This is a genomic window from Vibrio ouci, from assembly GCF_004551525.1.
GTDB lineage: Bacteria > Pseudomonadota > Gammaproteobacteria > Enterobacterales > Vibrionaceae > Vibrio > Vibrio ouci.
Genome location: NZ_SATR01000002.1, coordinates 148,510 through 169,027 on the forward strand (window position 1 = coordinate 148,510; position 20,518 = coordinate 169,027).

Annotated in this window: 17 protein-coding genes and 1 pseudogene; 10 read left to right on the plus strand and 8 right to left on the minus strand. The window is 45.3% G+C overall.

Annotated features, from left to right (window positions below; translation table 11 throughout):
• The first annotated feature begins 130 nt into the window (after window positions 1–130).
• The 6 genes and pseudogenes from ELS82_RS02315 (at window position 131) to gntR (ending at window position 6,294) form a co-directional block, all read left to right on the plus strand.
• Window positions 131–1,147 (plus strand): annotated as a pseudogene (locus ELS82_RS02315) (TRAP transporter substrate-binding protein).
• A 70-nt stretch (window positions 1,148–1,217) separates the two neighbouring features.
• Window positions 1,218–1,775 carry a TRAP transporter small permease subunit gene (locus ELS82_RS02320; protein WP_134834048.1) on the plus strand — a complete coding sequence of 186 codons (558 nt, stop codon included), beginning with the start codon at window positions 1,218–1,220 and terminating at the stop codon, window positions 1,773–1,775.
• A complete protein-coding gene (locus ELS82_RS02325; protein WP_134834049.1) occupies window positions 1,768–3,090 on the plus strand; it encodes a TRAP transporter large permease in 1,323 nt (440 codons plus the stop codon). The genes ELS82_RS02320 and ELS82_RS02325 overlap by 8 nt, the downstream gene beginning before the upstream one ends.
• A gap of 85 nt (window positions 3,091–3,175) precedes the next feature.
• Window positions 3,176–3,685: a gluconokinase gene (locus tag ELS82_RS02330; RefSeq protein ID WP_134834050.1), complete on the plus strand. Its 510-nt coding sequence runs from the start codon at window positions 3,176–3,178 to the stop codon at window positions 3,683–3,685.
• Entirely contained in the window at window positions 3,682–5,175 is a 1,494-nt protein-coding gene (gnd, locus tag ELS82_RS02335; RefSeq protein ID WP_134834051.1) for an NADP-dependent phosphogluconate dehydrogenase, read from the plus strand. The genes ELS82_RS02330 and gnd overlap by 4 nt, the downstream gene beginning before the upstream one ends.
• Window positions 5,176–5,292: 117 nt before the next feature.
• A complete protein-coding gene (gene gntR / locus ELS82_RS02340; RefSeq protein WP_134834052.1) occupies window positions 5,293–6,294 on the plus strand; it encodes a gluconate operon transcriptional repressor GntR in 1,002 nt (333 codons plus the stop codon).
• Window positions 6,295–6,578: 284 nt separating this feature from the next.
• Here the strand turns inward: gntR and ELS82_RS02345 are convergent, their stop codons facing one another.
• On the minus strand, window positions 6,579–8,120 hold the full coding sequence (locus tag ELS82_RS02345; protein WP_134834053.1) for a DUF3612 domain-containing protein: 1,542 nt from the start codon (window positions 8,118–8,120) through the stop codon (window positions 6,579–6,581).
• A gap of 175 nt (window positions 8,121–8,295) precedes the next feature.
• On the opposite strand from ELS82_RS02345, the gene ELS82_RS02350 reads away from it, so the two are divergent.
• On the plus strand, window positions 8,296–8,871 hold the full coding sequence (locus ELS82_RS02350; protein ID WP_134834054.1) for an aldolase/citrate lyase/malate synthase family protein: 576 nt from the start codon (window positions 8,296–8,298) through the stop codon (window positions 8,869–8,871).
• Window positions 8,872–8,934: 63 nt separating this feature from the next.
• Here the strand turns inward: ELS82_RS02350 and sstT are convergent, their stop codons facing one another.
• The 6 genes from sstT to ELS82_RS02380 all read right to left on the minus strand — a co-directional run bounded on the left by sstT (window position 8,935) and on the right by ELS82_RS02380 (window position 13,809).
• Window positions 8,935–10,155, minus strand: a complete 1,221-nt coding sequence (gene sstT / locus ELS82_RS02355; protein WP_134834055.1) for a serine/threonine transporter SstT — start codon at window positions 10,153–10,155, stop codon at window positions 8,935–8,937.
• 234 nt (window positions 10,156–10,389) lie between these two features.
• Complete coding sequence (gene rsgA, locus ELS82_RS02360; protein ID WP_134834056.1) at window positions 10,390–11,454, minus strand: ribosome small subunit-dependent GTPase A; 1,065 nt, start codon at window positions 11,452–11,454, stop codon at window positions 10,390–10,392.
• 247 nt (window positions 11,455–11,701) lie between these two features.
• Complete coding sequence (locus ELS82_RS02365) at window positions 11,702–12,148, minus strand: copper chaperone PCu(A)C (protein ID WP_134834057.1); 447 nt, start codon at window positions 12,146–12,148, stop codon at window positions 11,702–11,704.
• A 5-nt stretch (window positions 12,149–12,153) separates the two neighbouring features.
• Window positions 12,154–12,744: an SCO family protein gene (locus tag ELS82_RS02370; RefSeq protein ID WP_134834058.1), complete on the minus strand. Its 591-nt coding sequence runs from the start codon at window positions 12,742–12,744 to the stop codon at window positions 12,154–12,156.
• Window positions 12,741–13,169, minus strand: a complete 429-nt coding sequence (locus tag ELS82_RS02375; RefSeq protein WP_134834059.1) for a hypothetical protein — start codon at window positions 13,167–13,169, stop codon at window positions 12,741–12,743. Before ELS82_RS02375 ends, ELS82_RS02370 begins: the two co-directional genes overlap by 4 nt.
• A gap of 91 nt (window positions 13,170–13,260) precedes the next feature.
• On the minus strand, window positions 13,261–13,809 hold the full coding sequence (locus ELS82_RS02380; protein ID WP_134834060.1) for a GNAT family N-acetyltransferase: 549 nt from the start codon (window positions 13,807–13,809) through the stop codon (window positions 13,261–13,263).
• Window positions 13,810–14,032: 223 nt separating this feature from the next.
• Between ELS82_RS02380 and ELS82_RS02385 the strand changes: the two genes are divergently transcribed.
• On the plus strand, window positions 14,033–15,307 hold the full coding sequence (locus ELS82_RS02385) for an HD-GYP domain-containing protein (RefSeq protein ID WP_134834061.1): 1,275 nt from the start codon (window positions 14,033–14,035) through the stop codon (window positions 15,305–15,307).
• 25 nt (window positions 15,308–15,332) lie between these two features.
• Here the strand turns inward: ELS82_RS02385 and ELS82_RS02390 are convergent, their stop codons facing one another.
• Entirely contained in the window at window positions 15,333–15,974 is a 642-nt protein-coding gene (locus ELS82_RS02390) for a DUF2057 family protein (RefSeq protein WP_134834062.1), read from the minus strand.
• Window positions 15,975–16,192: 218 nt separating this feature from the next.
• On the opposite strand from ELS82_RS02390, the gene ELS82_RS02395 reads away from it, so the two are divergent.
• On the plus strand, window positions 16,193–17,590 hold the full coding sequence (locus tag ELS82_RS02395; protein WP_134834063.1) for a tryptophanase: 1,398 nt from the start codon (window positions 16,193–16,195) through the stop codon (window positions 17,588–17,590).
• A gap of 327 nt (window positions 17,591–17,917) precedes the next feature.
• Window positions 17,918–20,455 carry a glycosyl hydrolase family 18 protein gene (locus ELS82_RS02400; protein WP_134834064.1) on the plus strand — a complete coding sequence of 846 codons (2,538 nt, stop codon included), beginning with the start codon at window positions 17,918–17,920 and terminating at the stop codon, window positions 20,453–20,455.
• The last annotated feature ends 63 nt before the right edge of the window (window positions 20,456–20,518 follow it).

Sequence of the window (20,518 nt, forward strand, 5' to 3'; positions counted from 1 at the left end):
GTAAATTACATGTTGTTACCGGTAACATTGCGCCTAACGTTACCGGTAACATAACAACTACAACCGGTAGGTAACCAAAAGTCATTCCGGCTAGATTGGATAACTGAAACGAATAAAGGAAACCCCTACTATGAAAGCAATGACGAAAACTCTACTTGCTGCTTCAATGATTAGTCTATTCTCGATGTCTGCACTTGCTGCCGACTTCACGCTGAAAATTCAATCGTCTGATCCATCGGGCGATCTTAACTTTAAGGTTCAGCAAAACTGGGCAGAACGTGTAGAAACAATGTCTAACGGTCGTATCGATATCGACCTTCTACCAGTAGGTGCGGTGGTTAAGCACACTGAAACACTGGGTGCGATCAAAATGGGTATTCTTGATGGCCAGGTGACGGCGACAGGTTACTTCTCTGGTAAAGATCCAGCGTTTGGTCTAATCGGTAACATGGTTGGTGCATGGTCAGACACCACTCAACTTCTGCAATACATGAACTACGGCGGTGGTAACGAGCTAATGACTGAACTTTACGCACCTTACGGTGTGAAGTTCGTTGGTGCATAGACGACTGGTGTTGAGTCATTTATTTCTAAAAAGCCAATTGACGGCGTTGATGATCTAAAAGGTCTTAAATTGCGCGCACCAGAAGGTCTAGTTCAGCAAGTCTTCGCTGCGGCAGGTGCTACGCCGGTTAACCTACCAGGTTCAGAAGTGTTTACTGGTCTAAGTAAAGGCGTTATTGATGCCGCGGACTACACAGTATTTTCGACTAACCAAAAAGCGGGCATGAACGACATCGCTACTCACCCAGTTCAACCTGGTTTCCACTCGCTGCCTTTGATTGATATTTCAATCTCTCAGAAGAAGTGGGACAAAATGCCAGCGGATCTACAAACGATTCTGCAAACGTCAGTGCGTGATTTCTCTTACGACATGACAACTCAGCTAAAAATGGCTGACCAAGCCGCAGTAAAAGAAGCGCAAGCTAACCCAGAAATCACAATTCACGACTGGTCTCAAGAAGAGCGTAAGAAATTCCGTGAGATTGCTAAAGGTCAGTGGAAGGTATTTGCGGAGCGCTCTCCTAACGCACAAAAAGTGTATGACTCTGTAACAACATTCCTAGAGACCAATGGTCTTCTTTAAGCTACTCACGTTTGTTTAGCTTCTCTGTGGAGGGCGAAAGCCCTCCTGTTTTTTCCAGGATTGCCCAATTATGACTGATAACACTTCACATACTCCGCCTGAGCAGGAAGAGCAACCACGTAACATTCTTGATAGAGCCATTATTAAAATCAGTAATCTATTAAGTTGGTTGTTTATCGTTACTGTACTCATTTCATTTTACGAAGTTGTCATGCGTTATGCCTTCGATGCACCAACGACGTGGGTACACGAAACGGCCTCTTTTGTTGGTGGTTCTCTCTTTATTGTTGGCGGTATCTACGCCTTTGCGGCGAACAAACATGTTCGAGTTGTTCTTATCTATGATTCGGTTTCTGCTCAAACACGAAAATATCTCAACCTCGTTCATCATATTGTGGGTTTAGCGTTCGCGGGTATGTTGGCGTACGCATCTTATTCAATGGTTCAAGAGTCTTGGTTTACACCTTGGGGTGACCTTCGCCTTGAAACCTCTGGCTCGGTTCTCAATGCACCGTATCCAGCTCTATTGAAAGGCATCATCTTTGTTTGTCTTTGTGTTCTTGTTGTCCAGTTTGTATTGCACCTCATCCAAGAGATTGTAGGTCTAGGGAAGAAAGACGATGTTTGATTTATCTTCTATTGGCATCGCATGGGGCAGTATCCTCATGCTAGTTATGATGATTGGCTTGCTACTCACTGGTATGCAGCTGGCATTCGTAACGGGTTTCGTTGCGATCTTTTTCACGCTGTTCTGGTTTGGTCCAGATGCGCTTCCTCTCATTGCGAGTCGTACTTACAGTTTTGCATCGGGTTACGTTTTCCTTGCCGTTCCAATGTTTGTATTGATGGCTGCTCTGCTTGACCGTTCTGGTATCGCTAAAGACTTGTTTGACGCGATGAAGTCGGTTGGTCGTCGAGTGCGTGGTGGCGTTGCCGTCCAGACATTGCTTGTTGCAGTGCTATTGGCATCCATGTCGGGTGTTATCGGTGGGGAAACGGTCCTTCTTGGTATCTTGGCTCTGCCACAGATGCTGCGTCTTGGTTATGACCGCAAGCTAGCGATTGGTACCACCTGTGCTGGTGGCGCGCTAGGTACTATGCTTCCACCTTCGATCGTTTTGATCATCTACGGCATGACGGCGAGCGTATCCATTGGTGACCTGTTTAAAGCATCATTCCTACCGGCATTTATCCTTGCGGGCTGTTATATCTGTTACGTACTAATTCGTTGTAAGTTGAACCCTTCTCTTGCGCCGCTACCTAGCGATGAAGAAATGGCTGAAGATATGGCTAACCAGCCAAGCTATTTCAAAGCGCTGTTCTTCCCTCTGCTTTCTGTCGCAACCGTTTTAGGCAGTATTTACACGGGTGTTGCTTCAGTAACAGAAGCGTCCGCACTGGGTGTGGTCGGCATCATGATCTCTGCTGCGATTCGTGGTGAACTTAACTTCAATATGCTTAAAGAGAGTGCTGTCGCAACGATGCGTACCTGCGGCATGATCATGTGGATTGGTATCGGCGCAAGTGCTTTGGTTGGTATCTACAACCTGATGGGCGGTATCGACTTTGTAGAAGAAGTGATTCTTGGATTAAGTGGTGGCAGTGCACTGGCAACGCTCTTAATCATGATGGCGATCTTACTGGTTCTCGGCATGTTCCTTGACTGGGTAGGTGTTGCGCTTTTAACAATGCCAATCTTTGTACCAATCATCATTAGTCTTGGCTACGACCCAGTTTGGTTCGGTGTTGTTTTCTGTCTTAACATGCAGGTGTCGTTCTTATCACCTCCATTTGGTCCAGCGGCATTCTACTTGAAGTCGGTTGCACCAAAAGACATTACGCTAGGTGAAATCTTTACATCACTACTGCCATTTATCGGACTTCAAGTTTTGGTTCTCGGCCTTGTGATTGCCTTCCCTGAACTAGCGATGTGGTGGAAATAACCCACCGCTTTAGATAACTCGAAATAACCAAAGAATATAGTGACAGCCTCCAGTGATAGTTGGAGGCTAAGGATAGTATTGTCCAATGAAAGCGAAAAAAATCTTAGTAATGGGCGTATCAGGTTGCGGCAAAAGCTTGATTGGCAGTGAGATTGCGAACGCTCTAAATCTTCCATTCCACGATGGTGATGACTACCACCCACAAACAAACGTGGAAAAAATGGCTCAAGGCATTCCACTGACCGATGAAGATCGTATCGGTTGGCTGGAAACGTTGAATAAAGTGTATGTTGAAAACGACAGCGCCGTGATTGCTTGTTCGGCCCTGAAGCCGACATATCGAGATATTCTAAGACACAACAACGAAGAGCTTGTGATTGTTTATCTCCAAGGTGACTTTGATACGATTTGGAATCGCCACAAAGCGCGTGAGAATCATTACTTCAATGGTTCAGCAATGCTAAAAAGCCAGTTTGAAGCCCTTGTTGAACCCGAGCAAGGTGAAGCACTATTTATCGATATCTCACAAGATGCACAAGCAGTCATTGCAGAGACATTACGCTCAATCCGTCAGCTTGAGGAACAGAAATCATGACTCGCTCTAACATAGCAATGATCGGTCTTGGCGTGATGGGTAAAAGCCTAGCGCTGAACTTACTTGACCAAGGCTTTAATGTGACAGGTTTTGATATCAGTGAAGCGCATCGTGAACGCGCTGAAACTGAAGCGAAACAACTTGCTCAGCAAGTGGGCAAGGGCGGCTTTGTTAAGGCAACGGATTTAAACCAAGTGTTAGATTCATTGGTGAAACCACGAGTGATAGCACTCTCTGTTCCGGCGGGTAACATTGTTGAATCTGTCATTGATGATTTGCTTGAAGCAGGTCTCGAGCAAGATGAAATCGTGATAGATACAGGTAATAGCCTTTGGACAGATACAGAAGATCGCGAGCAAAAATACCAAGGAAAACTGCGTTTCTTCTCTACGGCGGTTTCTGGTGGTGAAGTCGGCGCTCGAACAGGCCCTGCATTAATGGCCAGTGGAGACAGGCAAGCTTGGAATTACGTGCAACCTATGTGGGAAGCGATTGCTGCAAAAGTGGATAGCAAAGGATTACCGGTTGGTCAGTTCGAACAAGGTGAACCGTGCGCAGCCTATTTAGGGCCTGCTGGTGCCGGACATTATGTGAAGATGGTACACAACGGGATTGAGTATGCTGACATGCAGCTCATTTGTGAGGTTTACCACTTTATGTCTGAGGTGCTGGACATGCCAGCCCTAGAGATTGGCCGAGTGTTTGATACATGGAATCAAGGGGTTCTGAATAGCTACTTGATGGAGATCAGCGCCGAAATTTTGCAAACGTCTGATCCAATTACATCCAAGCCGTTTGTTGAAGTGGTTCTCGATAAGGCAGGCCAAAAGGGCACAGGCTTATGGACTGCGGTGAACAGCTTACAACAAGGAGCACCTGCACCAACCATTGCGCAAGCAGTGTTTGCACGAGCGCAAAGCAGCCAGAAAAGCACTCGTGTTTTGGGGGCTTCGCGACTCAAAATGCATGTTCAACCTAGCAGTGGCATGAACAAAGAAGAGGCGCTTGGTGAACTGCATGAAGCACTGTATTGCGCCAAGTTGTCTGTTTATGCGCAAGGTTTTGATTTGATGAAAACCATGTCGGTCAAAGAAGAGTGGGATCTGGATTTTGCGCATATCGCCAAAATTTGGCGCGCTGGTTGTATTATACGCGCCGTCTTCTTGCAAGATATTACGTCGGCTTATCAAGCTGACCCTCAGCTCGAAAACTTGCTGTTTGCTCAACGTTTTGTTGAAGAAGTGCATAATCGCTCATTTGGTTGGCGAGCGACAGTGGCAAACTCGGCGCTTACTGGTGTTCCGATGCCAGCGATCAGCTCTGCCCTGAGTTATTTCGATTCTCTCCGATGTGAGGTGCTACCAGCGAATTTGCTGCAAGCCCAGCGAGATTATTTCGGTGCACATAGCTATTCTCGCATTGATGAGGAAGAGGTCAATAAGTACCACTTAACCTGGAGCGCTGACGAAAGAATTCAAGTCAGCGTATAGAAATAAAGCGTTCACAGTAATGTGAGCGCTTTTTTTGTTATCTATGACAATAAAAAACATTTCATTCATAGGTATCATGTTACCAGTAACATCAGTAAGAAGTTTATAGACTCTGTCATGGCCAATAAGAAAAAAAGACCCACACTACAAGACATCGCTGACCGAGTAGGCGTAACAAAAATGACCGTAAGCCGTTGCTTACGTGACCCCTCTCAAGTCTCTGAATCACTGAAAGATAAAATCAACCAAGCGGTTGAAGATCTGGGTTATATCCCTAACCGAGCACCAGACATACTGTCTAACGCAAAATCCAATGCGATTGGCGTGCTTGTTCCCTCGTTAACCAACCAAGTTTTCGCTGAAGTCATTCGAGGTATTGAGTCAGTGACAACACCCGCAGGCTATCAGACCATGATTGCGCACTATGGCTACAGCGCGGAATTGGAAGAGAAAAGTATTGCTTCACTGCTTTCTTACAATGTTGATGCAATCATCTTGTCGGAAAATGTTCATACCGAGAAAGCTCGCAAAATGCTGCAAACCGCCTCAATTCCTGTCATTGAGATCATGGATACTTTCTCGGACAAAATTGAACAAGCGGTTGGGTTTGATAACGCTAAAGCATCAAAAGCAATGACGGAAGCGCTCCTTGCTAAAGGACGTAATAACATCGCTTATTTTGCCGCTCGTATGGATGAGCGTACTCGTTTGAAGATGGAAGGTTATCAGCAAGCGATGGAGGCCGCCGGCAATCGAGTGGTAAGTTTGCAAACGGAAGACGCTTCCTCTTTTACGTTAGGTGCTCGCCTCTTAGGACAGTTAGTTGAGCAACATCCGGACGTGAATGGAATTGTTTGTACCAATGATGATTTGGCGATAGGAGCAGTATTCGAATGCCAACGTAGGGGAATTCAAGTTCCTGAGCAGATGGCTATTGCGGGTTTTCACGGACACGATATCAGCCAGACCATGATTCCCAAGTTGGCAACAGTCATTACACCACGTGAAGAGATTGGTCGAATTGCTGCTGAGCAACTCATTCAGCGTTTAAGAGGTGAAACCGATTGGCTAGAAACGATCGATCTCGGCTATAAGATCGAAATCGGCGAGAGTATATAATTGCATTTTGCAACTAATGGAATTTGTAAATTGCTGCAATTTGCAAAATGAAAATTTGTTATGCGCATTGTTTTTATGAAATGGATTAAAAAACCACCAAAAATAAAGCCGTTAGCGGGTTTTGAAAGTTGGCACGTATCCTGCTTTATGTAGGTTGACCCTTATTAAGCCGAGGGTCACCTAGCCAACTGACGTTGTTAGTGAACCTAATTTGTTCACACTTATATATAGCCAGTCACCTACTTTGTGATTGGCTTTTTTTCTTTTTGGCGTCTGGAATGTGGTTAGCTGAGAATAATCGGGCTTGTCTCGTCTTCACAACCATTGTAACAACTTGGCTTTCTTGGACACACGGCGCCTCTAGAGCAGATAACTCTCGCGTCTGTCTGAATACCCCGCTCAATCCAGTTAATATTGAGGATCTTTGCGATAGTAGTGAATTCTTTCTGAATATGACGAGGGATCGCAGCGCTGCCTCCATTACCAACACAGAGTGATTTCAGCTCTTCAGCTAGCTCTAACGAATTCCCTCCCTGAGCATCAATGGCTGGATTCAAATCAATACCTGCACATAACACTCGATTATTACCTGCAGGATCGGTCATATTGACGGATTCACAGCAATAGATTCTTGGTTCATCACCTACATTTAGAATGGATATCTGCGCTGAGCTACCTTGCTGAGGCTCTGACAAGCGACGGAACACTGCCCAGTGTTGGCATGGATCGTTAACCTTGCGCATGTTTCCCCACGGAAGCGGGATACCGTTGCCTCGGTACACCGCTTTTAGCTTGTTTTGTCCATAGGCATCAAAGTAATGCCAATGTGGATATGGGGATACCACAGTCATACGACGCATTGCGACGGAAGGGGAAACACCAGCTTTCAGGTGGACATCAATTTCATAGCCACTTCGGTCGAGGAGCTGCCTGAAAGGAACCTTAGGGCATAGTAGTGCACCAGCGAAAAAGCTCGACTCAAAGTCTCGCCATGCTTGCAAAATATCTTGAGAGTTGAGCTCTGAACTTGGTGAGACTTGTCCTTGCTCTTCCCAACTATTGGCATGGCCGACCGAAAGGACGCTCTTTAAGCCTTCTTTGCTGTGCAGGACACAATGGCCAATGTACACCGCAAGGTCGTACTTTAATCGAGTTGGGTACTGCTTGAGGATTTCATTCAAATAGATGCTGCCAGGAGGCTCAAAGAACGACGTCACCACTTGTTTCGCGCTGACGCCAAGCTCATCGACAACGTCTTTTGGCGGGCGAGATATCCAACGAATCGTTAAACCAAGGCTACGAGCGATATCCATCAAATCTTCAGCCGATAGGTTGAGGCGTTTTAGTCCGACTTCTTCAGCAGCGCGTTCAAGATCAGGAAAGTGGTTCTGGTTACTTTCTTGGTGAGCGCGAATTAGAAGATGAGCAAATTGCCTGCCTGTAATCCCAGTTTGAGAGAGCATTTCCGGAATGGCAATTTGTAGAATGTCATTTGAGAACAGGAAACTTGGCTCAAGTGCCATACCACTGATCCCGCCACGGTTGCCTTTGTCTGGCGTGATATCTGCCTGCTCGGGTTCATCGTCTAGGAACCAAGCTGGGTCTTTTTGAAATACTTCGGCGATGACTTCCAGCATATCGATACTTGGAACTCGTTTACCGCGTTCAATCATAGATAGGTAAGAAACCGACGGTGCGTACTCTGGGTTGACTCTAATGCAGCGTGCAGAAAGGTCTTCCATAGTTAAGTGATTGCGCTTCCTAAGGTTTCTAATCTTTGTCCCTAAAAAATGGGATTGTCTAATTAAGCTTTTTGACACTGGCATTTTGTAAAATTCACACTGTAAAATTTTTGTTGTGAAATTGTAGTAAAAAATTCACTAGTATAGAAAGTAAGCAAAGTCACAAAACTTAAAACAACCTAACTCAAGTTTGAAATCTTTGCTCTAGGACATAAAGATGTGCCATTACTTTGAAATAACAGTCCGCGAGGGAAACACTATGAACATGCTTACTATCGATAAAACAGAAATCCAAAAACAAGACAAACCATTTATCGCTGAAGCAGTCTTCGCGGTTGAAAAAACGAACTCGAAGCAATCTTCAGAAAAACAAACTAAAGCGAAGCAGCTACTTGACCGTATGTTCCCGCTAGAGAATGGTTCTCATCAGGAAGTGACTGCATACATGGTAGATTATCGTCACCTTGTTGCTTACTTCAAAGATGGCACGCACAGCGGCTTGAAGAGTAACAAACAATTTGTTGCTTACAGCGGTGAGAAAGAGGAACCTACGTCTATTCTGTTCCGAGATGGTACAGGCAGCCACGTAGAACTAACGTTTGGTCGCAACAAAGGTACTGGTTGTGTTGAGCTGATTGAAATCGACGATATTCAGCTAGAAACATGCACTATGTTTCCTCAAGAGAGCTCTGAGATCTCTGCAATGCGTCACTGGATTAGCGTGGTAAGAGGGGACGAAAAAGGCAAACCAAAAGCGTGTACAGAAACGAAAGCGTACACAGCGAAGAGTGGTGAAGATTACGACTTAGAGTGTTGTTATACAATGAATAAATAGCCACAAAAAACAAAAAGGCCTAGTAGAAATACTAGGCCTTTTACTTTGGAATCTAAGCGGCAGTTATTTAGCCGCTTTTTTCTGTTGCGCTTTACATACCGCAGCAGTGAACACAACGTCTGTTGAGCTGTTTAGTGCTGTTTCTGCAGAGTCTTGAACCACACCAATGATGAAACCTACCGCAACCACCTGCATTGCGATCTCATTTGGAATACCAAACAAGCCACACGCAAGAGGGATCAGCAGTAGTGAACCACCTGCAACGCCAGACGCGCCACAAGCTGATACCGCTGCTACCACACTTAATAGAAGCGCAGTCAGTAGATCGACTTCAATACCCATAGTGTGCACAGCAGCAAGCGTCAGTGTAGTGATAGTGATCGCTGCACCTGCCATGTTGATCGTTGCACCTAGAGGGATAGATACTGAGTAAGTATCTTCATCTAGCTTTAACTTCTCACAAAGAGCCATGTTAACTGGGATATTCGCTGCACTTGAGCGAGTGAAGAAAGCCGTGACACCACTTTCGCGAATACACTGAAGAACCAATGGGTAAGGGTTTTCACCGGTTTTAACGAAAACGATAATTGGGTTAACGACTAGAGCAATAATCGCCATTGCGCTAAGCAGTACTGCTAGAAGCTGAGCGTAGCCCGCAAGTGCCTCGAAGCCTGTCGTCGCTAGCGTCGCAGAAACTAAGCCAAAGATACCAAATGGTGCTAAACGAATAATAAAGCGTACGATCTGAGAGACACCGTGGCTCAAGTCTTCAAAAACGGCTTTCGTTGTACCTGAAGCGTGGTGCAGAGCAAGACCAAGACCGATAGCCCAAGCAAGGATACCGATGTAGTTCGCACTCATAAGAGCGTTAACTGGGTTATCGACAAGCTTAAACAGTAAGGTGTTTAGTACTTCAGCAATGCCTTGAGGAGGTGTTGCGCCTTCTGCACCAGATACCAGTGTCAATGTCGTCGGGAAAAGAAAGCTAAGTACTACCGCGGTCAAAGCAGCGGCGAGCGTACCAAAAAGGTAAAGTACGACGATAGGGCGCATATAGGTATGCTGGTTCTTTTTCTGGTTAGCGATCGATGCAGCTACCAAAATAAAGACGAGAATCGGTGCGACGGCTTTAAGCGCGCCTACAAAGAGGCTTCCAAGTAAACCCACACTTTGAGCGTGTTCTGGTGAGACAATCGCTAGACCAACACCTAATAAGATGCCTGCTAGGATTTGCAAAACCAGATTGCCACGAGCAAAGCGTGCAATAAGTGAGTTGTGTTGCATAGTTATCCCTACAATGAATTGTTTTATAGATTTGTAGTCATTTCAGTTATTGAAAACTGAAGGGGGTATACTATCGCCCTGAAATTATGTGTCTAGAATTATTTGAAATTTAGCATTAAAGGTTGCTGCATAACGCCTATTGTTGTTTTTATGTTGTAATTATGTTTTCTGGTGGTTGTTCTTGATGTAAATAAAAAGGGGCATAACGCCCCTTTTTAATGATGCAGAATATGATTAATATTCTTTGCCCTTCTTATGAGAACGGCTTTCTTCTTGCACTCTTTTGTAAAACTTAGTCAGTTGTTTATAAGAGGCTCGTTGCTCGGCAAGTGTCGCTGTGTTGCGCTGCTGTTCACGTTGCAGCTTAAGGTAGTTGGTCAGGCGGCGTTCTTCGAGTTCGCCCGATTCGATCGCTTCACGTACACGGCACTTCGGCTCATCTTGATGTTGGCAGTCCGAAAAACGGCATTGTGCAGCAAATGCTTCAACATCGGAGAAGGTTTCTGCCACACCATCCGTACAATCAATGAGCTGTAACTCTCTCATTCCAGGAGTGTCAATCAGTACACCACCACTAGGCAAGAAGTGCAGTGAGCGACTTGTCGTAGTATGTCTACCTTTGCTGTCATCTTCACGTATGCCGCCAGTCATTTGAGCATCTTGATCTAACAAGCTATTGACTAAGGTTGATTTACCGACGCCGGATGAGCCCATAAAGGCGACTGTTTTACCGGCGCTACACCATGCTGCGAGTCTTTGACACTCGTTTTGGTCCAATGCGTTTAGACTTTCTACCATTAGCAATGGGTCAAGTGCCTGAACTTGAGCGCGAAGTTCACTTTCATTGTCGGTTAAGTCCGCTTTAGTTAAGACGATAACGGGCTCTACTTCTGCTTCATGTGCGATAGCAAGGTAGCGCTCAATTCGACTTAGGTTAAAGTCATCATTCAACGAACAAACGATAAATAACGTCGTCACATTAGCGGCAATCAGTTGCTCGTGAACTTTGCTGCCAGCGGCTTTGCGATGAAAGAGTGATTGCCTTTCAAGTAGACGGCCAAAGCGTTGATTGGAGTCGAGAATTAGCCAGTCGCCAACGGTCATCGAGGGTAAAGACTTGTGAATATCAAGCTGAATTTCACCTTGCTCACTCATAAGCTTATAAATGCTTCGGTGATGTTCAGTTACTCTCGCGATCGTATGATCGTTTTCTAGGTCGTCTAATGTGAGTTGTTGTTGGAATAGGTTATTCCAGCCAAGTGTCGCTAATGACATAGGCATTTCTGTATTTGTATTCATGGTTGCCCCAAGTTTGCAGTTAACCTGCAGAAATTCTTTTAGGGTCTTTTGACCCCGGTCTAGTTACATCGGGCAAATAGGAAGGAAGGTTAGGAAAGCGATAAGTAATCGTTAGCTCTAACGTTGCTTCACCATGTATGCCGGGTGGGTTTTTAATACAATCATCATATTCTCCTAAGCTATTGGAATTAGTTTGCGTAGCAATAATAGCAAAAGAGGTGAGCGTTTGCCCACCTCCTTGTATTGTTTAGTGATGATGCTTCATTCCGCTCATCACTTTCTTGATTGGTGCGGTAAAGGTCTGCTTCTGACCATTAGCAAAAGTGATTTGTACATCGATTTCTTCGCCTTCAACCAGTGGCTTTTTCAGGTCAAATAGCATGATGTGCAGGCTACCAGGTTTGAGCTCGACGCTACCTTTTGCTGGGATTTCGATACGTTCAACTTGGCGCATTTTCATCACATCGCCTTCTTTAAGCACATCATGCAGCTCGACTTTGCCAGCGGCATCTGTTGATGCAGACACGATGTAACGAGCATTTTCACTGCGGTTCATGATCTCAGCAAAAACAGCGCTCGTTGCTGCATTAGGTGGGGTAGCACGGGCATAGGCATGGTGCGTCATGATATCCATCTTCGCTTGTGCAAGTGGGCTTAATGCTAGCGTGGCTAAAATTAGGGCTTTAAGTTTCATTGTAACTAACCTTTGGAAGTAATAGTTTTAAAGGCTTCAACCAATGGGGCTGGAGTCAAAGTATGTGGCACTTTAGTGATTAACGTGCCATCTGGTTTTAGGAAGTAGAAATACGAACTATGGTCGAGCGTGTATTTTAGTTCCGAGTTTTCTAATTCGGTTTTGCGAAAGATAACTCCGTATTTGTGCGCCAGCGGAGTTGTAACATCCAGCGGTGCAGACAAGCCTTCGATCATAGGGTGAAAGTACTGCGCATATTTATAGGAGTCCGCAGCGGCATCACGCTCAGGATCGAGCGAAATGAAAATAGGGCGAAACTTATCTTTGGTCGGTTGATCGACTTGGTTGAGTGCGCCTGCTAGCATCGCTAAAGAGGTTGGACAAACATCGGGGCAGCGAGTAAAGCCGAAGTAAACAACGCGAATACGTTCGTCACTAGGATCAAACAGCGATACAGCCTGGTTATTTTCACCAAAAAGAGTCACGGAAGAGTCTTCGGTCGTCGAAGTGGTTTCGTCTTGAAGGTCTAGGTAGCTTTTCAGTCCGAACCCTAGAACAAAGGCTGCGATTAAGATAAGAGTCCAGTTTTTACTCATCTTTCCATCCTTATCGATGTTTTAAGTGTCTCTGCACCATCAGTGATTGTGCCGTACCAAGTCATGGCTTCAGTTGTGCATACAGGAAGAATGACCTGTCCAGAGAATTTACCATTGGCGTTTTTATCGAGCTTGAAGACAACTTTACCCATCTCCATTTCGTAACCTTGCAAGGAAATCAACAATTGCTCACTCGAACTTTCAGGCCAGTCGACTTCAACGACGGTAGGAACCAGTGGTTGACTTGTGTCTTTGTCCGCCTGCACTGTCTTATGATCTTGCGTGCAAGATTTCGTGGTAATCAGACAATATTCATCGAGAGAAATCTTGGCGTTTTTGGTACTGAACCAGTGCAGGATATCACTGGCAAAAAAGCCGCCACCGAGCGCGATAACGAGTAAAAGCAGTTTAGCTACAGAAGGCATGTTATTCGTTCCATGATTGTATCCGGCGCAATGCTAGCATAACGCTATGGGAAGCAAGGGGTTAGGGAATAAAAACTGTGCTGGTCATCAACTAGAACGCGTCACTTGTAGGGCTTTTCTTGATGCCATAGATGGCATGGTCGAGAATTCGTTCGCCAATTTTTTCTTGGTTGGTCAGTATGCCTTCTAACGTCATGCCTACTCGCTCAGCCACACGGCGGCTCGGTTGGTTATCTACGGCGGCTGAGAGTTGCACCTTCACCATATCGAGCTCATTAAAGGCTTTATTGATTAAGTGATTGACGATACGGGTAACGATACCTTTACCTTGGTGACGTTGAGAGAGCCAATAGCCGACTTCGGCACTGAGTGTATCGTAGTTAATGGTATTAAAGCTGCAGTTTCCGACAATCTCTCCACGATAGACGATTGCGCAGGTCATTGACTTTCCTTCGGCGTATTCGTGTAGTACGCGCTGAATAAAGTGACGGAAGTCTTGTTCATTTTGACAGTGGGTAGGCCAAGCGAGCCATTGCGACAAATAGTCAACTTGATCGCACACCAGTGAAGCATATTGATGAGCGAATGATTCTTGGACTAACGCGAGCGAAAGTTCGTCGTCTATTTTTTCAGTGAACATATGGCTTCCCCTACAGTTTTAAACACTAAACGTAACAAACTCTAACAGTGATGGCCATAACGTATTGTTGTATAAATGCTTTATTTCTGGCACGAAAAAAATGTCTCACGCTGCATAAGTCACAATTCTGTTAATAACCATTAATAATTTATGGTCTATGGAGGCCTCTTTCGTATACCCTTAAATGCATAATAATTATTTATATAACAACAAAAACGTGAGTATGGAATTTCCCAAGGAAGATGTATGTGTCGATATGCATCGCGTGCTGTTTGAAATCGCTTATGCTCTGGATGCCGTCGGTTACGATGAAATCTATCATGGCCATCGAGTCGCTTACATAGCCTATAGCTGTGCTATGCGAATGGGGTGGAGCGAAGAGAAAGCGCATAAAGCGTTTGCATTAGGTTTAATCCACGATTGCGGCGTATCAGAAAATAGTGAGCTCGATGTTTTACTCACCTCATTTATCCCACAAGAGACTCAGCGCCACTGCATTAAAGGCTATGAACTGCTTCAGGCGTGTGAACCTTTAAATCATTTCGCTATCCCTATTCTTTATCATCATACTGATTGGCGGCAGCTTTCAGAGATTCCAGATATTAGCGATGATGATAAGCAACTCTCAGCGCTGATCTTTTTAGCCGATCGAGTTGATTACCTACAGTGCTCTCGTCCTTATGATTCGTATGGCAATGTGACTTCAGAAAGCAAAAGATATATTGCTGCTGAGTTGTCTGCGAATGCTGGCACTATATTCAATCCGTCCATCGTTGAATCGATGAATGAGCTCCTGACTTGTGATGATTTTTGGTTTTCTATGGAGCTACGGCACATAGAAAATTTATCGTCTCAATTTGTTCATGCGTTCGCTAATCGATCGCAAACTGGGCTGGAGGAATCGATTTGTGTCGCCGAGTTGTTTGCTCAAATCGTTGATGCAAAAAGCTCATTTACTTATCAGCACTCGAATCACGTGGCGCGTTTGGCAGAGTATTTAGCGGGTAAGCTTGGTTATTCTCCTCAAACTTGTCGGATGCTCTATCTCGCTGGACTTATTCACGATATTGGCAAACTAAAGACACCAAGTAGCATTCTACACAAGCCTGATCAGTTAACCGACGACGAGTATTGCTGTATTAAGCGTCATGCCACGGATTCTCGTCATGCGTTAGAGAACATGTTTAAAGATTCTTTAGTGATTGACTGGGCTGCAAATCATCATGAGCGTCTTGATGGTTCGGGTTATCCATTAGGCTTGACGGCAAAGCAGCTTGACGGTCCGAGTCGTTTGGTTGCGGTGACTGACGTGTTCCAAGCATTAACTCAGTCGAGGCCGTATCGAGCAGGGCTATCTCTTGAGAAGACCTTACGTATTCTTGAAGAATTAGTCGACGATGGAAAGTTAGATAGGCAGGTATTTGACTGTATCTCGGCCAATCGAGAAGTTTGCTATCGAATCTCAACTGGCTGCGAGTACTTAGCAGAGCCAGCGTAGCGAATACGCTGGCCCTTTATAGTCATTACTTACTGTTGATATAAGCTTTGAACTTCGCTTGTGTCTCAGCGTCCGCTTTGTCATACCAAAAATGCAGCATTTCTTCAGCTGTCGTGTTTGCTGCTTTGCCATCTGCTGGCAGAGTAGCAGGTAAGGTCACAGGAACAACCGCTGCTGTTGAAACGGCAGCAATACCACCTTTGCGGTTGTATTCTGCAAGCTCAATTTGGTGATTACGTCCAATTTGCATTCCATCTTTGACTAACTTGTCCTGTTTAACGGAGATGGATTGGCCGCTTTTATCCTTCAGATTCCACTCTAAGTTACGAATCTTCTTCGAACCATCGTGCTCATTACGGTAGGTAGGAAGTTCAAATTCCAACTCGCTGTTTGTCGCGGTAAACGTGCCGATGATTGGGTCGCTCTCTAGGATGATGCGATCTTTACCCTGATCAAAGTAAGGGTTGTAGGTGAACAGAATTTGGTTTTTACCATCTGGTAAGGTAAGCGTCTTTGTCGCAGAGAAAAAGCCGCCAGAAAGTTCTGGTTGTGCATCGTTGGCAACTAACACTTCAACAGTGTCAGGGATTTCAATAGTAACAGCAGCAGTCGTAAAGCCACTAAAGCCTAGCGCAGCCATAGCAAGTAGTGTTGTTTTAATTCTCATTTTGAGTTTCCTAATAAACAGGCACTTAACCCAGAGAGAGTGCCTAGCTTGAGGAGTCTTTGCAATATTCAAATGTAAGAAGTTGGAAAAATTCATCAATTTTTCATAACTGCTCTTATTGTTCACGAAGGTGATTTAGTGGATTTAGCAAGGTTTCGCCTAATTCGAAGCAGTGATCAACTAAAGTTAAAGGGAGTCAATCAATAAGGAGATGAGTGATGAAACGTATTCCAGAACCCTTTCGAATCAAAATGGTTGAACCGATTAAAATGACAACTTGGGACGACCGAGTGGAAGCACTCAATCAAGCAGGGCTGAACCCATTTTTACTGCGCAGTGATGATGTCTACATTGACCTTCTTACTGACTCAGGCACGGGGGCCATGAGCGATAATCAGTGGGCGGGCTTGATGATGGGCGATGAGTCCTACGCAGGGAGTCGCAACTACTACAATTTGTGCGCGGCAGTGGAACATTTCTTTGGCTATAAGTTAACTGTGCCGGCTCACCAAGGCCGAGGCGCGGAACAGATCCTTTTCCCTGCGCTTATCGAACGTATGCAAACAGTCCGGGGTGGTAAAGATCCAATATTTATCTCCAATTATCATTTCGATACAACGGCTGGTCATATTGAACTCAATGGCGGTAAGGCAATTAACGTCGTAGATAAGCATGCTTTTGATACGACAACGCCTTATGACTGGAAGGGTAACTTTGACTTAGAGCTGCTAGAATCTACGATTGCCAAGTATGGGGCAGAAAACATCTGCGCGATTATCACTACTGTCACTTGTAACAGCTCAGGAGGCCAGCCTGTCTCAATGGCCAATATGCGCGCTGCGTATGAAATCGCGAGTAAAAACGATATTCCGGTCGTGATTGATTCCGCTCGTTATTGTGAGAATGCTTACTTTATCAAGCAGCGCGAAGCGGGGTATCAAAATAAATCCATTTTGGAGATCATCCGCGAAATGTACCAATATGGTGACATGCTAACTATGTCCGCGAAGAAAGATCCATTGGTTAATATCGGTGGGCTATGTTGTATTCGCGATCACGAGGAGCTGTTTCAAGCGGTACGTATTCGATGCGTACCAATGGAAGGCTTTGTCACCTATGGCGGTATGGCGGGCCGCGATATGGAGGCCTTGGCCCGTGGTCTCTATGAGGGGGCTGATGAAGACTACCTTCATTATCGAATTAGCCAAGTGGCGTATTTGGGTGAACGCTTGCGAGAGGGAGGGGTTCCAATCCAGTACCCAACCGGTGGTCACGCCGTTTTTGTCGATGCAGCGAAAGTTCTGCCTCATATTCCTGCTCAAGAGTTTCCGGGGCAAGTGCTATGTAACGCGCTCTACCTTGAAGCGGGCATTAGAGCAGTAGAAATTGGTTCACTACTGTTAGGTCGTGATCCTGAAACAGGAGAGCAAAAGGAATCAGAGCTTGAATTGATGCGCTTAACCATTCCGCGCCGCGTTTATACCAATGATCATATGGACTATATTGCTGATGCGATTATTGCGCTTAAACAACGTGCTCATGCACTAAAAGGCTTAACTTTTGACTATGAGCCTCCCGTTCTGCGCCACTTTACCGCTCGTTTCAAATCTAAGTAGTGCCGCTAGCAACACTGTTACGGCGGCGGTTGTAACAGTGTTCTATTTTGTTAACTCCATTCCAAATAGCCAGACCATCTGCCTAAGTGACAGATTTATCTAAATTATTCTACCAATGTCAGGATTTATAAATTTTGACTCAACATTCAAGTTGCAATGTAACATTTTGATAACCTCCAACTGTTTTTTGACCTTGCCTCGTAATTAGTTTTTATTTTTTTCATCTAAAAAAAAGTCTCTTAAATACTGAAAGGGATGTTTTCGCGCGTCGAAAGCAGACTTAGCCCCAACGTTAGGGCAAACATTCAAGGAATGAGAGAAATAGGTATGAATCGTATGAATTTATGCGCTGCCAGTATTGCACTTGCAGTATCAAGCGCAGCGATAGCCGCTCCGACAGCACCGAGTGTTGATGTATATGGATCGAACAATCTGCAGTTTTCTAAGATTGAACTCGCCATGGAAACAACCTCTGGTTACAACCAAATGGTTAAGTATCACGAAGAAGCTGATATCACCATCAAGTTCAACCAATGGAGTGGTACGACAGGCGACACTTACAAAATCTACTTTGATGGTACACAAGTGGCAACCGGCCCAATCAGTGGTAGTCAAACGGATGCGACATTCAAGTATGGCAAAGGTGGTCTGTACCAAATGACCATCGAAGCGTGTGATGCGACGGGTTGTAGCACCAGTGCTCCGGTTGAAGTGACAGTAGCGGATACTGACGGGTCACATTTAAAACCACTGACGATGAACATCGACCCGAACAACAAATCTTACAACACAGATCCTAATACCGTTGTAGGTACATATTTCGTTGAGTGGGGTATCTATGGCCGTGAGTACACGGTAGACAACCTACCAGCCGACAACCTAACTCATATTCTATATGGCTTCATTCCAATCTGTGGTCCTAACGAATCGGTTAAGTCTGTTGGTGGCAATAGCTACAACGCATTGATGACAGCCTGTCAGGGCGTGCCAGATTACGAAGTTGTTATCCATGACCCGTGGGCTGCTTACCAGAAGAGCTTCCCTCAAGCTGGGCATGAATATAGCTCTCCAATCAAAGGTAACTACGCGATGCTTATGGCACTTAAGCAGCGTAACCCTGACCTAAAAATTATCCCTTCAATTGGTGGCTGGACACTTTCTGACCCCTTCTTTGATTTCACTACCAAAGCGAACCGAGATACTTTTGTTGCGTCAGTTAAGCGATTCCTAACGACGTGGAAGTTCTACGATGGTGTGGATGTTGACTGGGAATTCCCTGGTGGCGGCGGCGCGGCGGCTAATCTAGGTGATCCGGTAAACGATGGCCCTGCGTACATTGCGCTGATGCAAGAGTTAAGAGCGATGCTTGATGACTTAGAAGCGTCAACAGGTCGTACTTATGAGCTAACGTCTGCAATTGGCGTTGGTCACGATAAGATCGAAGATGTTGATTACGCTGATGCAGTTCAGTACATGGATTACATCTTTGCCATGACATACGATTTTTATGGTGGTTGGAACAATGTAGTGGGTCACCAAACAGCGTTGTACTGTGGCAGCTTTATGCGTCCAGGTCAGTGTGACGGTACTGGTGTAGATGAAAATGGTGAAGCGTACAAAGGACCTGCCTACACATCTGACAACGGTATCCAATTACTGCTAGCACAAGGTGTTCCTGCAAGTAAGCTTGTTCTTGGTGCTGCCATGTATGGCCGTGGTTGGGAAGGCGTGATGCCAGAAACACTATCAGATCCAGCTGATCCTATGACTGGTGTTGGTAACGGTAAGCTGAAAGGTTCTACTGCACAAGGTGTGTGGGAGGACGGTGTTATTGATTACAAAGGCATTAAGTCATTCATGTTGGGTGACAACAGCCAAGGTATCAATGGTTTCCAATACGGCTATGACGCGCAAGCTGAGGCTCCTTGGGTATGGAACCCGACTACAGGTCAGCTAATTACGTTTGATGATGACCGCTCAGTGAAAGCAAAGGGCGCGTATGTACGTAACCTAGGTTTAGCGGGTCTATTCTCATGGGAAATTGATGCTGATAACGGTGACATCCTAAATTCGATGCATGAAGGTCTAGCTGGTGGTCCACCACTAAACCGTGATCCAGTAGCGAATGCGGGTGCTGATGTGACAGTTGTTGGTCCGGCGAGCGTTAGCCTTGATGGTAGTGCTTCAAGTGACGCTGATGGCACAATTGCAAGCTATCAATGGGCGCAAGTTTCTGGAACTCCAGTAACACTAAGTTCAGCAAGCAGCGCTGTGGCAAGCTTTGATGTAGCAGAAGTCGCTCAAGTTGAAACGCTAAGCTTTAAGCTGACTGTAACTGACAACGAAGGCGCGACATCAACTGACACTGTGGTTGTTACGGTTAACCCTAAAGACCTACCACCAGTAAATGAAGCGCCAGTTGCTTCAGTGACTGCACCAGCTAACGTAAATGCAGGTGATGTGGTTGTTGTTGATGCTTCTGCTTCAACTGATGCTGATAACGATGTCCTAACTTACACATGGAACCTTCCTGCAGGTCTTACTGCTACGGTTGATGGTGCAACAGTAAGTTTTGTTGCTGCTGAATATACTCAAGATACTTCGCTAGCCTTCACTGTAACTGTAAGTGATGGACAAGCTGAATCTTCTGCATCGACTACGGTGGTTGTCGCGAAGACATCTACTGGCGGTGAGCTGTGTGACAACTTGTGGCAATCAGGTTCGGTGTATAACGGTGGTGCACAAGTTTCTTGGGCTGGAAAAGTTTGGGAAGCGAAGTGGTGGACACAAGGTGATGATCCAGCGCAATCAGGTGAATGGGGCGTTTGGAAAGAAGTTGGCGTAGCGAACTGCGCGACTAACTAATAACCTTATATTCCTAACTAAATAGAAAAAGCCATTCGAGGTAACTCGAATGGCTTTATTTTT

Coding starts and splice junctions, on each gene's coding strand:
- ELS82_RS02320 (WP_134834048.1), top strand. CDS start 1,218: ATGACTGATAACACTTCACATACTCCGCCTGAGCAGGAAGAGCAACCA.
- ELS82_RS02325 (WP_134834049.1), top strand. CDS start 1,768: ATGTTTGATTTATCTTCTATTGGCATCGCATGGGGCAGTATCCTCATG.
- ELS82_RS02330 (WP_134834050.1), top strand. CDS start 3,176: ATGAAAGCGAAAAAAATCTTAGTAATGGGCGTATCAGGTTGCGGCAAA.
- gnd (WP_134834051.1), top strand. CDS start 3,682: ATGACTCGCTCTAACATAGCAATGATCGGTCTTGGCGTGATGGGTAAA.
- gntR (WP_134834052.1), top strand. CDS start 5,293: ATGGCCAATAAGAAAAAAAGACCCACACTACAAGACATCGCTGACCGA.
- ELS82_RS02345 (WP_134834053.1), bottom strand. CDS start 8,120: ATGCCAGTGTCAAAAAGCTTAATTAGACAATCCCATTTTTTAGGGACA.
- ELS82_RS02350 (WP_134834054.1), top strand. CDS start 8,296: ATGAACATGCTTACTATCGATAAAACAGAAATCCAAAAACAAGACAAA.
- sstT (WP_134834055.1), bottom strand. CDS start 10,155: ATGCAACACAACTCACTTATTGCACGCTTTGCTCGTGGCAATCTGGTT.
- rsgA (WP_134834056.1), bottom strand. CDS start 11,454: ATGAATACAAATACAGAAATGCCTATGTCATTAGCGACACTTGGCTGG.
- ELS82_RS02365 (WP_134834057.1), bottom strand. CDS start 12,148: ATGAAACTTAAAGCCCTAATTTTAGCCACGCTAGCATTAAGCCCACTT.
- ELS82_RS02370 (WP_134834058.1), bottom strand. CDS start 12,744: ATGAGTAAAAACTGGACTCTTATCTTAATCGCAGCCTTTGTTCTAGGG.
- ELS82_RS02375 (WP_134834059.1), bottom strand. CDS start 13,169: ATGCCTTCTGTAGCTAAACTGCTTTTACTCGTTATCGCGCTCGGTGGC.
- ELS82_RS02380 (WP_134834060.1), bottom strand. CDS start 13,809: ATGTTCACTGAAAAAATAGACGACGAACTTTCGCTCGCGTTAGTCCAA.
- ELS82_RS02385 (WP_134834061.1), top strand. CDS start 14,033: ATGGAATTTCCCAAGGAAGATGTATGTGTCGATATGCATCGCGTGCTG.
- ELS82_RS02390 (WP_134834062.1), bottom strand. CDS start 15,974: ATGAGAATTAAAACAACACTACTTGCTATGGCTGCGCTAGGCTTTAGT.
- ELS82_RS02395 (WP_134834063.1), top strand. CDS start 16,193: ATGAAACGTATTCCAGAACCCTTTCGAATCAAAATGGTTGAACCGATT.
- ELS82_RS02400 (WP_134834064.1), top strand. CDS start 17,918: ATGAATCGTATGAATTTATGCGCTGCCAGTATTGCACTTGCAGTATCA.